Raw genomic sequence first — 15,426 nt, forward strand, 5'->3', positions numbered from 1 at the left:
TTCATCCCGGCCACATAAGCACCAAAAAGGCATTGCAGGAGAAAATCTCCGGCAATGCCTTTTTGTAATTGATATAGAGTAGGGGAAACCGGAGAGATTACTAGAACGTCAAGTCTGGCCTAAGTATCTTAAACCGGCAGATTTTCCCGATATTCTTGCGGTGTAAGATCATAAAATTTCTTGAAAACTCGAATGAAATATGCGGTATTGTTGTAACCGACAAGTTCTGCAATCTCAAACACTTTGGCGGTTGATGTTCGCAAATGATAGGCTGCTTTCTCCATTCTTAACCGGTACACATAGGCAGTAAGTGCTTCACCTGTCTCCGCCTTGTATACCTTGGACAAGTAGACTGGGTGCAGATGCACATGGTCGGCAATTGCAGGCAGTGATACATCTCCAGCCAGATGAAGGTCGACAAAACTTTTGACGCTGCGCACAATGGTGCTGTGATTGTCTCTAAGCTCTTGTTCAGCATCATCTCGTATGTAATGAAGTGTACGCACGGACCAGTCCTGTAGCTGCTGCGCAGTGGAATAGCTGGGAGCTTGAAAGTAACGATAGGACTCTGCTGGTATCAAAGAAGAGATTTGTTTGCCATTTTTATGAATGATGTACGCAAACGCGCCCGCAATAGCAAAATACACCTCAAAAGTTGACTCAGCAATATCATGATGTTCATTGGAATGCAGCAGTTCCTCAAAAATGTGTTCGATTTTCTGTTCCACATCCTCAAAGCGACCAGCTTCGAGCAGGCTAATCAACGTTGGTGGCTGATAAAGCGACCTAATCGTATGTAGAGGATTGGCATCCGTTTCATCGGAAGCGGTGACAAACAAACCTTGCACCTGACCCATCCGTTTACGCATGGACATAACTGTTCGCTCATAGAGTTCTCCAATTTCGTGGGGAAACTTGCCCCAACTGGAGACGGAAATGGAGATTGCACCTTTCAGGTATAACTGAACATTGGTTTGAATCTGGGCAGCGTACTGCTCAAGCAATGTCTGAGGCGTCTCGCTCCTGCTGTAACTCATCGTTGGCGGATGCTTCATGCTAACCAGAACAACAATGTAATCGTGAACGTCACGTGTATGCCAGATATGAAAATGATTATGCATCACTTCACTAATGATATTACATATTGCATATTCCATTAGGGCCAGGTCGCCGTGCGCCATCTCGGATAGATGTTTCTCCATACGGATAATCAGCATGCCGAGATCCTCTCCTACGGAGTAGGGAAGTTCCAGCAGATCAAGCTTGTCTGCCAGCGTCTTCTGATCATAGACTTTTCCAGTCAGCAACTCATGCAGCATCGTGGATTGAAGCAATGGCAGATGATCCTGAAAGGCGTGTAAGGCTCTTTGATGTGATGCTGCTGTTTCCCACTTTTCTTTAATTCGATGAACAAGACGTTGCACGGATTCGATCAGATCTTCATCACTAACAGGTTTCAGCAAGTAATCAAAGCTTTCCTGCGCAATAGCCTGTTTCGCATATTCAAAGTCTGCGTGACCTGATAACAGAATCGTCTGCACATGCGGCCACTTTTCATGAATCGCTGTAATCAGTGCAATGCCTGACATTTCAGGCATACGTATATCCGTAATTACAATGTCAATGTCGTGGTTGTCCATAATTTCCAGCGCCACTGCACCGGATAAGGCTTCATGAACTGTACCGATCCCGCAGCTTTCCCACGGAATGGTCTCTGCCAGCGTTTCCACGACGGAACGTTCATCGTCAACTAATAATATTTGCAGCATGGGTCGTTCACCTACTTGTCTGTATTGTCGTGCCATGTGATGTTAACTTTAATCCCACCCATTGAAGAATGATCATAAGATAGTCCAGATCCTTCACCGTACAGAAAAGATAAACGCTGATGGACATTCCATGTACCACATCCCATATTCTCATCCAGCGGTTTAAGAAGATTATCTCTCAGATGATCAAGCTGTTTCTCAGACATGCCAAGCCCGCTGTCCTCCACGATAATTGTGTACACATCATCCTCGCAGTCCGCATAGATTTTAATCTCACCATCTACCGATTTGGGCTCCAGACCATGAATAATAGCGTTCTCAATAATAGGCTGGAGGGTTAGTCTGGGAACTGTTTTATCTAAAATATCATGGGGCACGTCGATTGTAAAATGCATTCGTTCCAGACGAAGTGACTGGATTTCCAAATAATTTTTGACCATTGTCAGCTCTTCACGAAGCGTGGCTTGATCCTTTTCGGACCTGGTTATGTATCGGTAATACTCCCCCAGATTCAGTGCCATGGCTACCACGGCCTTTTCATTTTTCATTCGGGCCATGTTCTTGATATAGAACAGGCAGTTATATAGAAAATGCGGATTAATCTGCGATTGCAACTGTTTGAGCGTGGCTTCCCGACTTCGTAATTTCTCCTCATATACATTCTCGATTAATTCTTGAATTCGTTGAGCCATGATGTTGAAACGTGCAAATAACAGGCTGAACTCATTGCGTGCAGAATGATGAAGCCGAACGGAAAAGTCCCCGGTTGACAAGCGATTCGTCCCTTTCACCAACTGTAAGAGTGGAAGCTGCACACTTCGGTAGAGTGTATATAATACAACAACGCTCATCACGATCAGAACGGCAATTGAAGCGTAAAAAAGATTCCGGCTGCTCGTAATCGGTTTCAAAATTTGCTGCATAGGCACATAGTCAACATAATACCAGCCGAGGCTCTTGGATTGAATATAAGAGACGTAATATTCCGTTTTGTTCAACGTTGTACTGAATCCACCGCTGGCCTGCAGTTTTGCTTCTTTCAGGGAAGGCAGGATTGCGTTCAAGGTTTCCTTTCCAGAACTATTGCTGATTAATCCATAATCGGGATGGAACATGAATGGGTCACCTTTATTATTTAACTTGTTTTGATTAAGAAGTGCAGTTAAGTGATGAACTGGAAAACTGATTTTGGTAATCAATCTGGCTTTGCCAGGTCTCGCCATCGCTGTCGTTGGATCGGTAGTGTACCAGATAAACTGATTGTCGGCATAGGTCCAGGATTGCGAGAGAGGCTCCTTAAATTCATCATCCCTGTACGGAATGTAAGCATAATAATCCGTTGATATCACTTTTTGCATCCTTGGGAAGTATAGTGTGATGGTCGAATGCCATTTGCTTGCTGCGTTGTACAGATTCATTTTCTCCAGAATGGCACTTCCAACTTTCACACGTTCATAGGGAATGTCCTTGTAGTCGGGGCGTTGATATTCCTGAATACTCGAATCTTGCCCAATAGACATTCCATACAATGAAAGTTGGTAAATATTGGATTCTACTGAGTCAGCAAATGTCGAGAGATGATTCATCGTATTGTTCTGAATCTCGTGTTCGATAACACGCACGCTTTCCCGGTTCGAGTATGTATAGAGAAACAGCACCAGAATAAGCAGCATCACAAACAACAGTGTAATTTTGGTAAAGACATTCAAGCGTGTGAACAAAGTCCAACCTCCTTAATCTTATTAAAATATTGATATCGTTGTTGCAATATTAGGATATAGATCACAAATTTCCATTGCTATAATTTTAATATACAAGTTCACGATGACTTGTAAAATACAAAATTTAGAACATGGGGGATGCAGGAGTGAAGGAACATACGTTAGAAACGCCGCATAAACGGCGCTCCACCAGGGTTAAACAGCGCTGGAATATGCAACGGAACTGGACCTTGCATATGATGCTCATTCCAGCTGTATTGCTGGCACTGGTGTTTCAGTACATACCGATGGGTGGCATTGTAATTGCTTTTCAGGATTTCAAACCATACTTGGGATTTTCTGAATCCAAATGGGTGGGTTGGGACAATTTCCGATATTTATTCTTATATCCGGACGTAGGTCAGGTGATCTGGAATACGCTGGTCATTGCATTTTTCAAAATCATCGCAGGACTGTTCGCTCCATTCCTGTTTGCCATTTTGCTCAATGAAGTGCGCTTGACGGCATTCAAGAGAGTAAGTCAAACGCTTGTGTATCTACCGCATTTCCTATCATGGGTTATTCTCGGTGGTATTCTGCTCGATATCCTGTCTCCACAGGGCGGCATGGTGAACCAACTTGTCGAAGCCTTTGGCGGAGAACCGATCTTTTTCCTTGGAGATGGTACATGGTTCCGGATAACACTGATCGTCAGTGATGTGTGGAAAGAATTTGGTTTTGGTACGATCGTATTTCTGGCTTCTCTCTCAGGGATCAATCCAGCGCTTTACGAGGCTGCGGAGGTGGATGGGGCCAACCGATTTAAACAGACGCTGCACATTACGATTCCGGCATTAATGCCGATTACAATCGTACTGATGACACTCTCTATCGGTAATATCCTGAACGCCGGTTTTGATCAGGTATTCAACTTGTATAATCCACTTGTGTATGACAAAGGCGACATCATTGACACTTTTGTATATCGACTCGGGATTCTGAACGGGAAGATGAGTTTTGCCACAGCAGTAGGGTTGTTCAAATCTGTGGTTGCTACCATTTTGATTGTTATATCTTACAGAATGGCTTACAAACTAGCTAATTATCGAGTTTTCTAGAGAGGAGAAAAGGGCTTGTATTATAAAACAAAAGGATACCGCATATTCAGCATCGCTAACTATACTTTTCTTGGGATATTATCGATACTCTGCATTTTACCAATTATTCATATATTGGCTGTTTCATTCAGCAGTATGGCGCCAGCATCATCAAACCTGGTTACCTTCTGGCCCATTGGGTTCACAACGGACGCATATGTGAAAACATTCGGGAATTCAAACTTCATCAACTCCTTGATCGTATCACTTAAACGGACTGTAATTGCGACGATCATTGGTATAGTCATCATGCTCTTAACCGCATTTCCGTTGTCGAAGGAAGATATCAGTTTTAAAGGTCGCTCCTTATATACGTGGTTTTTCGTATTTACCATTTTGTTCAGCGGCGGTTTGATTCCAAGTTACATTCTGATCCAGAAGCTTGGCTTGATGAATACAATCTGGGCACTTATTCTGCCTGGCGCACTGTCCGTGTGGAACGTTATTCTCATGATGAACTTCTTCCGCGGTCTGCCCAAAGAACTTGAGGAAGCAGCTTATTTGGATGGAGCAGGTCATATCAAAACGTTGATTCTGGTCTACGTACCACTGTCGCTTCCAGCTATCGCAACCTTGTCCTTATTTACGATGGTGTATCAGTGGAACTCCTGGTTCGACGGCATGATCTATATGTCTGATATTAAAAATTATCCACTTGCTTCTCTGCTACAAACTATTATCGTTCAGCAAGATCTCAGCAAAATCAACGTCGATCCTTCCATGTTGGAGAATATCTCGCAGCGGACTGTACGCGCAGCACAGATCTTTATCGGCGCGCTTCCGATCCTGATGGTATACCCGTTTTTACAACGTTTCTTCGTTAAGGGGATCGTTATTGGAGCAGTCAAGGAATAGGCTATGCAAATGCAAGGATAACTGAGCTGAGGGAGGAAGAAGGATGAGAAAAGGACTGGCCTGTATGATGGCATGGAGTTTAATGGCTTCTCTCGTTTATCCAGCAACTGCTGGAGCAGAAAGTGTACAGGGTCAAGCGGAGGTGGGAAATGTGCAGGCGAAAAGCCTGCACTTCTCTGTTCCCTATACAGACCTGACCGGGCATTGGTCACAATCTGCAGTTACACGTTTGCAAGACTTGAATCTATTGAAAGGTTATACGGACGGTACATTCAAGCCCAGTCAGGTCATTAGCCGAGCTGAATTCGTCATGATTCTGGATCGGGCCTTTGGTTTCACCGGTAATGCGGCGACTGGCTCATATGTGGATATGACTTCAGACGATTGGTACTATGACGTCATGGTACGAGCGAATGGTTCTGGTATCATCGAAGGGACAGAACGTGAACATCTGTCACCACAACAACCGATTACACGCCAAGATGCAGCGGTTATGGTAGATCGAGCTTTTCAACTTTCAGCGGCTACCAATGAAGAGAGTGAACAATTGAAATTTCAGGATGCAGATGAGATCTCCGGTTATGCAAAGAAAGCGCTTACCTATCTGGTGAACGAAAATATTCTTAAAGGTTTCCAAGGCAAATTAAATCCCAAAGCCCCGATTACACGAGCGGAGACGGCAGAGTTACTGTCAGCGATGATTGCAGATGTAAAAAGCACTCCTGAAACATATGAGTCCCGGGTAGATGGCAACTTGATTATTAAATCAACGGATATCACGTTGAAAAATATGGTTGTCAATGGAAATCTACTGCTGGCAGAAGGCATAGGCGAGGGATCTGTTGTTCTTCAGGGCGTAACGGTTACAGGAAGTGTCATCATTAAAGGCGGAGGCAGTCACTTCATCAACATTAACAACTCCAAGCTGAAGCGAGTAGTCGTTGACAAACGTGGGGAACCCGTCAGAATTGCCATTACGGAAGAAAGCAACATTCAGGAGATGCATGTAAAGCAGAAATCCATTCTGGAGATCTCTTCAAACAGCCTGATTGATTCCATGAATATTCATGCAGAAGCGAGTCAGACTCGAATGGATACCAAAGGTACGATCCAAAAATTGAGTGTAGATGCCGATGATGTTGTGATCAACGGAGAGAAAGTAAAACAAGGATTGCGCACATCCATGGTGGGTGAAGCCCAACAACCTGTTTCTTCGCAGCCTGGTGGTTCAACAAATGTGACAAGCACACCCACACCATCTTCTCCAGACGGGCAATCACCGTCTACACCATCAACACCAAGCAATCCTGCGGGCGAAAAACCGGTTCCAGCAACAACGATTCCGCATGATCAATGGGAGCTGGTCTGGAATGATGAGTTTAACGGGCCTGCGATTGATTCTTCCAAATGGACCGTGCAGGATACAGGGCTCGTTTATAATAATGAAATGCAATATTACAGCCCGGATAACACTAGCATTACAAAAGATCAGAATCGAAGCGTGTTGCAGATTGAAGCGAAAAAGGGGCCGAAAAATGGTAAGGATTACAGCTCTGGCAAACTGATCTCCATGGGAAAAGGCGACTGGACCTACGGTAAAGTGGTGGTACGTGCGAAGCTTCCTATAGAAAAAGGCATGTGGCCTGCCATATGGATGATGCCAACAGATGAAGCGCATTATGGAGGATGGCCTGCCTCTGGAGAAATCGATATTATGGAGCTAATTGGTGGCAAAGAGAGTAATAACAAGGTATATAGTACATTGCATTATGACAGTGTGAAGCCTGACGGTTCCCATGGACATGATCAGGGAAGCCTTACTCTTCCGAAGGGAGAAACTTTCGCTGACGATTATCATGATTTCCAGGTGGAATGGTTGCCGGGTATGATTCGTTTCTATGTGGACGGTAAATTACATCATGAAGTGACTAACTGGCAAACGAAGGCTGCGGGCCAACCCGAGTATTATACGTTCCCTGCACCATTTGATCGTCCATTCTATCTAATTCTCAATTTGGCAGTTGGAGGAGACTGGCCGGGCTCACCTGAAAGCAACTTTACTTCCGAAAAGATGAATGTTGATTTTGTGCGAGTATATTCTTACAAAAATCTAGACACATGGCCTGATGTAACAACAAATCCCATCGAGCCTGTACAACAGCGGGAACCACAAGCCGATGGCAATCAAATCTACAATGATCGTTTTTCAGAAGGATCTGCAGACAATGGAGTGCCTCTTCAGTGGAAATTCATCACAAATGCTGATGGAGCTGGCAGTGTCAAAGTTGTAACGGATGAGCAGAAAGGGAAAGCAGCAGAAGTTACCATTGATGCATCGGGTACTGAAAACTACTCGGTTCAACTGACTCAGATGCCGATGTATATCAAGAAAAACAAAAAGTACAAGATACAGTTTGATGCGAAAGCATCTGCTGACCGTACCATCATGTCCAAACTGAACCAATTTGAAAAAAGTTGGACCAATTATTCGGGTGATAACACCTTTGCACTCACGACAGATTGGCAATCCTATGACTATACCTTCAATATGCGGGATGGCACGGATAACAATGCCAGATTCGAATTTAATCTGGGGCTGGATGATACAACCGTTTGGTTTGCCAATGTCAGACTGATCGAGGTGGGTGAGGCTGATCCGTTAACTGTCGAACGAAACGCGCTACCTGATGGCAACTTTATTTACAATGGCACATTCGATCAAGGCAAGGAGCGTCTGGGATTCTGGTCAAGCAACATTCAGGACAGTGCGGCAGCCAATATAAGTGTAAATAACTTTTCGAAATTCCCGATTATGGAGCGTCAGCTGGTTGTTGATGTTACTCAAACGAATAATGACCCACAGCAGGTTTCGGTAAACCAACCGGATTTGAAGTTGGAAGCGAATACAACGTATGGGTTCTCCTTAGATGCCAAGGCAGATACAACGCGAAGCATCGATATTGATGTTGTCAGCAGTACTGGGCATACAGTACAGGTTCATCAAGGACAAAACCTCTCCTTGAACCAAGAGATGAAAACATTTACTGGAGAAATCATTATTGGAGATGGAGCATCAATCGCACAATCCGAGCTAAGACTGTTATTTGGCAGTTCTAAAGGTAAGGTATACGTGGACAACGTTCGTTTGACGAAACGCGGAAAACCTCTGTCAGTGAATGGCTACGCACATGTTCCTGCTACCGAAGCCTGGATGATGCAGGGCTTGCAACTCGAGGACTCCGTAGAAGGAGGAAAACATGTCAGCTACATGGATCAAGGAGATCTGCTGCAATATAAAATCGATGTAGCTCACGACGGAGTTTATGTTCTGTCTGCCCGAATGGCCAGTGGAAAAAGTGATTCCAAGGTTCAGTTCAGCATTCAGGATGAACAAGGGACAACCGTTGCACAATCAGACCTGAGTCTCGGAGACACGGGTGGATGGCAAGCCTATCAAACGGTGTATTTTCCAGGGGTCAACTTGACAGCAGGCAAACCCTATTATGTGAATTTTGAAGGAGCAGATTATAATACACGTTGGGTGGATATTTCACAAAACAAAATTCAGAACAGTGAGCTAACAGCTGATCTGAATCAGTGGGAGCTAATTCCTAATGATCTGACAGCCTCACATGACGAGGGCGCAGGATTAACGATTAAATTGCCTGGTACAAGTGAACATTGGTGGGATGCTTTGTTGCAACAAGGTCAGATCAAACTGGATGCAAACAAAACGTACCGACTTACCTTCGAGGCATCTGCTTCCAGTCCTAAATCCATGCAAGCGGTTCTTTCTCAGAATGCAGGCGATTTTGTGAAGTATTTTGAAGAAGAAGTGGAATTAACCGCCGATCAAAAGTCGTATAGTTACACCTTCACTATGGGGGATACTTCCGATTCGGCAGCTATGCTTGCATTTGGATTAGGATATCCGCTATCTACAGGTGAACACTCGATTCACATCAAAAACGTTCAATTATATGAAGTTAATCCAAATGCAGATCAAGGAGGGCAGCCAGCTCATGTTAACCTTATCCCCAATGGAGACTTCTCCAAAGGTGAGGAAGGTTGGTTTACCCATGCGGACGGTAATGCAGCGGACCTTGAGATCCAAGTTAGCAATCAACAGCTTCAAGCCAAGATTGGTCATGCAGGCCAGCATCCATGGGATCGTCAAGTCATCAATGAAGGATTTGGCATACAGCAAGGTTTTAAATATAAATTAACGTTTAAAGCCAAAGCGGAGAAGTCCAGGAAATTGGGATTGGGGATTGGATGGGTCGATGCAGCTGCCAACTATGAATGGCATGGTTTCTTTGGGGCACGAGTTGATTTGACTCCAGAAAAACAGGAGTTCACGTTTACATTTGATGCAACAGAAGACAGCTATGCGAATACTCGAATCTCATTTGATGTGGGTAACATTGATGGTGTGCAAGATGGCAACACAACCGTCTCATTATCCGAGGTCAGCTTGATTAATCTGGGTCCTGCCAATTAACTTCTGAATTCTCTATATTATTTAGGCTACAATAAATGAAGAATCCGATTCCGTGATGCCGGAATCGGATTTTTTGATCTCTCCGTGAAGAGAAGGATTAGATTGTTATCGGATGGATGGGATTAAATATCTAGTTTGCGAGTACTAATCCATTTGACCATTTCAGGATCATTATGGGAGAAGAAAAGGCTCTGTTTGGTATCTAGCGCAGTAATCGACTCAATATCTGCTTGGCTTAATTCAAAATCAAAAATATTGAAGTTCTCAATAATTCTTTCTTTACGCACCGATTTTGGAATAACCACGACTTCACGTTGGGTCAACCAACGCAAAACCACTTGAGCAACCGATTTGTTGTACTTTTCACCTATAGATACCAATACCTCATTCTGGAACAAGTCATTTTTCCCTTCAGCAAAAGGTGCCCAAGATTCGATCTGAACATTATTTTCTTTCATGAATTGTCCAGTTAAGATCTGCTGGTTGAAGGGATGTGTTTCGACCTGGTTTACAGCAGGGGTTACTTCGTTTTGCAGAATCAAATCGATCAGACGATCCGGCTGGAAGTTACTTACTCCGATTGCACGTATTTTTCCTTCACGATACAACTCCTCCATTGCACGCCAAGAGCCATGTACGTCTCCAAAAGGTTGATGAATTAAATATAAATCCAAATAGTCCAATTGCAATCGTTCCAAAGATTTTTCAAATGCTTGTTTGGTACGTTCATAACCCGTATCCTGAACCCAAAGTTTCGTCGTGACAAATAATTCTTCTCTGGCCACGCCACTACGTTTGATCGCTCTGCCCACGGCTTCCTCGTTTAGATAAGAGGCAGCAGTGTCAATGAGACGATACCCAGCTGATATGGCATCCATAACACTTTGTTCACATTCGTTTGCATCTGCAATCTGAAACACACCAAAGCCTAGAACAGGCATCTCAACACCATTATTTAAAATTACTTTTTGCATATATTAACCTCCAGTTGTGGCATGTCTATATTATTGCATTCCTGCTCTAAAAACCGATATCTAATTTGTCTTATATGCTTGCCTAATTCTCTTATTACCTATGCATGCAGAATAAAGTTGTCCAGAAATGACATCATAAAGAAGTAGTATACATCTCAGTTTCCAGAGGAGGATATCTTGTATGGCTGACCAGAAGAAACGCAAAGAAGCTGCCTGGAAGTCACGTAAGCAAGAACAGCATCCCCATGGCAAAATCAAATCGCTTAAAGAATTATCCAGCGAATATGAAGAGAAACCTACTACGAATTAAGCAAAAGACTGTCAGTGGTCATACCCCTGTCAAGTAGACAGATGAAAAAAGCTATGCTGCCAGCGCGCATCGATATTCAATCGGTGCGCGCTGTTTGAGTTTGGCTTGAAAACGTCGGTAGTTGTAATGGTACATATAATCTTCCACGGCTTGTCGAATCTCTGCTTCTGAATTACACTGGTTAAGGTACAGCTTCTCTGTCTTGAGATGCGAAAAGAAGGATTCGATGCATGCGTTATCCAGGCAGGTTGCTTTGCGAGAGTGGCTACCCTTCACGCCGAATGCTTCTAATCGTGTGTTGTACGCCTGAGACGTGTATTGGAAGCCTTGATCCGAATGGAGCACGGCTTCCGAAACGTCTCTTTTTTGTGTCCATTGTTCCACCGTATCCAATACGAGCTGAACATCGTTCCGTTTAGATAATTGCCAAGCTACAATTTCGTTGTTGAACAAGTCTTGAATGACAGACAGATAAACGAATGTGTTTCCATCCGAAATATAAGTAATATCCGTCACCATTTTTTGCTGGGGGGCTGTGGCATGAAATTTGCGCTTCAGGCGATTCGGATAAATCACAGATGGCGTATAGCTGGACTTCTTCCGCTTCTTACGAATGACCGATTGGATCGATAGTTCCCGCATGATTCGCCATACTTTCTTGTGATTAACGTTCAGACCAGCCTCCCAGAGCGCCGTTGTCATGCGAGGATAACCAAACTCTCGGTTTGCAAAATGAATAGCCATCATGTGTTCTTTGATCTCACGATCACGGTCTTGTCTTGCGTCTCGCTGCGGCTGTGTTGCTCGCCATTTGTAATAACTGGAACGGGGTATTCCTGTAATCGATAATAGGCGTGTAATGCTATGCGAGCAGCGCAATTCGTCTATGATATCGTAGTTCTCCCGTTGGCTCAGCGCTTCTCCTTTACTAGATTTGGATACCGCTTTTTTAAATAATCCACCTGTGCTTGAAGGTAGTCACGTTCTTCTTCTACACTGCTAAAGGCAGTACGGGGACGTCCTTTCATTGGATTCGGAACATTGTTTTTTCGCTCATCGAACGATTCCCCGTTTTTCCACTTTTTCACCCACACCTTCAGTTGTGAACAGTTTCGAATTCCTTCGCGTTCAGCTACCACTTTATAACTTGAAGACCCTTCGACATAGGATCTAACCGCATTCAATTTAAATTCTTCGGTATACGTCTGAAATGTTTGTCCTTTTTTTGCCATAAAAATATCCCCTCCAAGTGTCACTTGAACCCTCATGATAACATGAAGGCTTTTTCAAGTGTCTACTTAAAGGGGATAATACCACAGTGAATATTGCTGGCAGTCTTTCTTCATACATTGCAGACATTGAGCCATACGTCGATATACTCTATTGTAAAAACGAATGAATACAAGATATAACGTCTGTATAGTTCGTAAATAACTGTGAACAAATCGTTAATTCATTGACATTGCATGTCATTTTAATTAGAATACGAAATGGACTTCAGGTTGAAAACAGATATGAGTATCTTTATGTTTAGTTTAGAGCTTAGCTGTTGAATCTTTAAATCCTAACAACGAATATAGGAGCGACAATATTACAATCCTATATGAAGATTAGGATTTTTTGTTTTTAGCTTTGGAGTATAATTTGAAAGTTGGAGGCTGGCTTTACCATGGACAAATGGTTCAAACTTAAAGAACGAGGCACGAGCATCCCCACAGAAATTATCGCAGGGGTTACAACATTTTTCACAATGGTATACATAGTTATCGTAAACCCAGGAATCCTCAGCAGCACAGGCATGGACTTTAATGGAGTATTCATAGCAACGGTACTGGCAAGTATTGTGGGAACTCTGATTATGGGAATATGGTCCAATTATCCAATCGTCATCGCGCCGGGTATGGGCCTGAATGCATTCTTTGCCTATAGTGTAGTTGCCGGATATGGCGTGTCTTGGCAGGTTGCACTGGGCGCCGTATTTATAGCAGGGATTTTGTTTATTATTTTATCACTGACTTCATTCCGTTACATGTTGCTTGATGCAATTCCTGCTAGCTTAAAACATGCCATAACCGCAGGGATCGGATTGTTTATTACAACGGTAGGTTTGCAAAATGCCGGGATTATTGCCGATTCAGAATCGAATTTGATTACGATCGGAAACTTGGCTGAGCCAATGGCTTATCTGACCATTATCGGATTGATTATTACCGTTGTGCTGATGGCTTATAATGTGAAAGGTTACCTGTTCATCGGAATGGTGGTAACAGCGATACTTGCCTGGATCATGGGACTATTCCAAATGCCGGAATCGATTGTATCCATGCCGCAAGGCCTCGCTTCAACGGCTTTGCAACTGGATTTGGCAGGTGTATTCTCGAATGGTTTATATACGATCATATTTACCTTCTTGTTGATCACACTGTTTGATACGACGGGCACGATGCTCGGCGTTGCTGAACAAGCAGGATTGCTTAAGGATGGTAAATTTCCACGCTCGCGTGGCGCATTATTGGCAGATGCCGTAGGAACAACCAGTGGCGCTTTGCTCGGAACAAGCCCAACATCAGCTTATATCGAGTCCAGCACAGGAGTCGCTGCAGGAGGAAGAACGGGACTGACAGCGGTAACGGTAAGTGTGCTGCTTGCGCTGACCTTGTTCTTCACACCGATCGTAAGTGTAATATCAAGCATTCCGGCGATCACTTCTCCGGCACTGATCATTGTTGGATACTTTATGATTAACGTCATCAGCAAAATCAAATGGGATGATCTCGAAGAAGCATTTCCTGCCTTCCTGATTATCATCCTTACTCCATTGACGCATAGTATTGCGACAGGCATCGGCGTAGGTTTCATCTTTTATCCGGTACTTAAGCTGCTTCGTGGAAAAGGAAAAGATGTTCATCCAATCTTCTACATTTTTGCGGTATTATTCTTCATTCAGCTTGTGTTCCTGGACCACTAAAACTGTCTAATCAACAAGAGAACTGCCCTAACAAGCAGCTCTCTTTTTTTGCTTGTTCATACTCCGTTCATATTCCCGTCACGAAGGGGACATCTTCGATGGTTACACTAGACCTATGTCGCAAGAGCGGCTCTACAGATATAATGGACAGGAGAAGATGGATTTGGAAAAAACAGTGGAAGCAACAACAACGGGGACTAAGGGCCGTAAAAAACGGAACTTATGGTTAAAAATAATAGGTGGTATTGTCGGCGCGCTGGTGCTGTTCATGGGCATCACGTTTGTCGTTCATACGATAAGCAATGGGGCAGAGAAAAAGAAAATCGAATCGTACGGCCAATATGTCAATGTCGACGGAAAAAATATGAATGTATCCATTCAAGGCAGCGGCGAACAAACCATCGTGCTACTTCCCGGACAAGGGACCCCGTCGCCAGTGCTTGATTTCAAATTGTTAATCGATGAATTAACTTCTGATTACAAAGTTGTGGCGATTGAGCCTTTCGGTTATGGGTTAAGTGACCAAACCGAAACGGAGAGAACCACCGAGAATATTGTTAGTGAAATTCATGAAGCTGTAGAGCAGCTCGGTTTAGATCGTTATATTCTGATGGGGCATTCCATCACGGGACTGTACGCAGCGACGTATGTGAACACGTATCCGGATGAAGTTTCTGCTTTTGTCGGTATTGACAGCAGTGTTCCGAATCAACCTGGCATGGATGTTAAATTACCTTTGAACCTCATGAAATTCCTTCAAAAATCAGGCTTAATGAGAGTACTCAATAAAGTGAGTGGTGATTCATATGCATCACTTGACTATGATGAACATACCAAAGAACAGATGAAGTTGATTTCGAATCAAGTCTCGACAAATCCGACATTAGTAAATGAGCTTAAACACCTGGGTTCCAATTTCAAAAATGGAGAAAAACTCACGTATCCTCGTGATCTGCCAGTGCTTCTCTTTGTTCTTTCCAATAACGAGAAAAACCCGCAGTGGATTCCGCTGCATGAGGAGCAAGTGAAACAATCCGCGCAAGGAAAAATGATTCCAATGGAAGGTTCACATTACCTGCATCATACGAAATACAAAGAAATCGCCGAGGAATTCAAATCTTACATGAAACAAATCCAATAAGATGATCGATCATTGAACAGCGGTGTTGCAATAGTTGAAGGCAGGATTGAG

9 protein-coding genes and 1 pseudogene are annotated in these 15,426 nt (G+C 43.6%); 6 read left to right on the plus strand and 4 right to left on the minus strand.

Annotation, left to right across the window (positions count from 1 at the left end):
• Positions 1 to 128: 128 nt before the first annotated feature.
• Complete coding sequence (locus tag MKZ13_RS15755; protein WP_339185270.1) at positions 129 to 1,805, minus strand: response regulator; 1,677 nt, start codon at positions 1,803 to 1,805, stop codon at positions 129 to 131.
• Positions 1,781 to 3,490 (minus strand): sensor histidine kinase, encoded by a 1,710-nt coding sequence (locus MKZ13_RS15760; protein ID WP_083669649.1) that lies wholly within the window; start codon positions 3,488 to 3,490, stop codon positions 1,781 to 1,783. Before MKZ13_RS15760 ends, MKZ13_RS15755 begins: the two co-directional genes overlap by 25 nt.
• A gap of 212 nt (positions 3,491 to 3,702) precedes the next feature.
• Here MKZ13_RS15760 and MKZ13_RS15765 point away from each other — a divergent pair, with 212 nt between their 5' ends.
• The 3 genes from MKZ13_RS15765 to MKZ13_RS15775 are packed head-to-tail and all read left to right on the plus strand — an operon-like array spanning position 3,703 to position 9,982.
• Complete coding sequence (locus MKZ13_RS15765) at positions 3,703 to 4,587, plus strand: ABC transporter permease subunit (RefSeq protein WP_237175766.1); 885 nt, start codon at positions 3,703 to 3,705, stop codon at positions 4,585 to 4,587.
• 15 nt (positions 4,588 to 4,602) lie between these two features.
• A complete protein-coding gene (locus MKZ13_RS15770) occupies positions 4,603 to 5,481 on the plus strand; it encodes a carbohydrate ABC transporter permease (RefSeq protein WP_221821204.1) in 879 nt (292 codons plus the stop codon).
• A 43-nt stretch (positions 5,482 to 5,524) separates the two neighbouring features.
• Positions 5,525 to 9,982, plus strand: coding sequence for a carbohydrate binding domain-containing protein (locus MKZ13_RS15775; RefSeq protein ID WP_339176692.1), 4,458 nt, complete (start codon positions 5,525 to 5,527; stop codon positions 9,980 to 9,982).
• Between the two features lie 122 nt (positions 9,983 to 10,104).
• Here the strand turns inward: MKZ13_RS15775 and MKZ13_RS15780 are convergent, their stop codons facing one another.
• Entirely contained in the window at positions 10,105 to 10,956 is an 852-nt protein-coding gene (locus MKZ13_RS15780) for an aldo/keto reductase (RefSeq protein WP_221821208.1), read from the minus strand.
• A 181-nt stretch (positions 10,957 to 11,137) separates the two neighbouring features.
• Here MKZ13_RS15780 and MKZ13_RS15785 point away from each other — a divergent pair, with 181 nt between their 5' ends.
• The gene (locus tag MKZ13_RS15785) at positions 11,138 to 11,266 is read left to right on the plus strand and encodes a DUF6254 family protein (protein WP_219845137.1); all 129 of its coding nucleotides are present in this window, start codon (positions 11,138 to 11,140) and stop codon (positions 11,264 to 11,266) included.
• 51 nt (positions 11,267 to 11,317) lie between these two features.
• On the opposite strand, the pseudogene MKZ13_RS15790 reads toward MKZ13_RS15785, so the two are convergent.
• Positions 11,318 to 12,498: pseudogene (locus MKZ13_RS15790) on the minus strand (IS3 family transposase).
• Between the two features lie 437 nt (positions 12,499 to 12,935).
• On the opposite strand from MKZ13_RS15790, the gene MKZ13_RS15795 reads away from it, so the two are divergent.
• Positions 12,936 to 14,234, plus strand: a complete 1,299-nt coding sequence (locus MKZ13_RS15795; RefSeq protein WP_076210644.1) for an NCS2 family permease — start codon at positions 12,936 to 12,938, stop codon at positions 14,232 to 14,234.
• A gap of 157 nt (positions 14,235 to 14,391) precedes the next feature.
• On the plus strand, positions 14,392 to 15,375 hold the full coding sequence (locus tag MKZ13_RS15800) for an alpha/beta hydrolase (protein WP_221821212.1): 984 nt from the start codon (positions 14,392 to 14,394) through the stop codon (positions 15,373 to 15,375).
• Positions 15,376 to 15,426 lie beyond the last annotated feature (51 nt).

It is taken from the genome of Paenibacillus sp. FSL R5-0701, from assembly GCF_037973995.1.
Taxonomy (GTDB): Bacteria; Bacillota; Bacilli; order Paenibacillales; family Paenibacillaceae; genus Paenibacillus.

Excerpts from the sequence above, each read along its gene's own strand:
- MKZ13_RS15780 (WP_221821208.1), bottom strand. The coding sequence starts at position 10,956 with ATGCAAAAAGTAATTTTAAATAATGGTGTTGAGATGCCTGTTCTAGGC.
- MKZ13_RS15800 (WP_221821212.1), top strand. The coding sequence starts at position 14,392 with ATGGATTTGGAAAAAACAGTGGAAGCAACAACAACGGGGACTAAGGGC.
- MKZ13_RS15795 (WP_076210644.1), top strand. The coding sequence starts at position 12,936 with ATGGACAAATGGTTCAAACTTAAAGAACGAGGCACGAGCATCCCCACA.
- MKZ13_RS15755 (WP_339185270.1), bottom strand. The coding sequence starts at position 1,805 with ATGGCACGACAATACAGACAAGTAGGTGAACGACCCATGCTGCAAATA.
- MKZ13_RS15765 (WP_237175766.1), top strand. The coding sequence starts at position 3,703 with ATGCAACGGAACTGGACCTTGCATATGATGCTCATTCCAGCTGTATTG.
- MKZ13_RS15775 (WP_339176692.1), top strand. The coding sequence starts at position 5,525 with ATGAGAAAAGGACTGGCCTGTATGATGGCATGGAGTTTAATGGCTTCT.
- MKZ13_RS15785 (WP_219845137.1), top strand. The coding sequence starts at position 11,138 with ATGGCTGACCAGAAGAAACGCAAAGAAGCTGCCTGGAAGTCACGTAAG.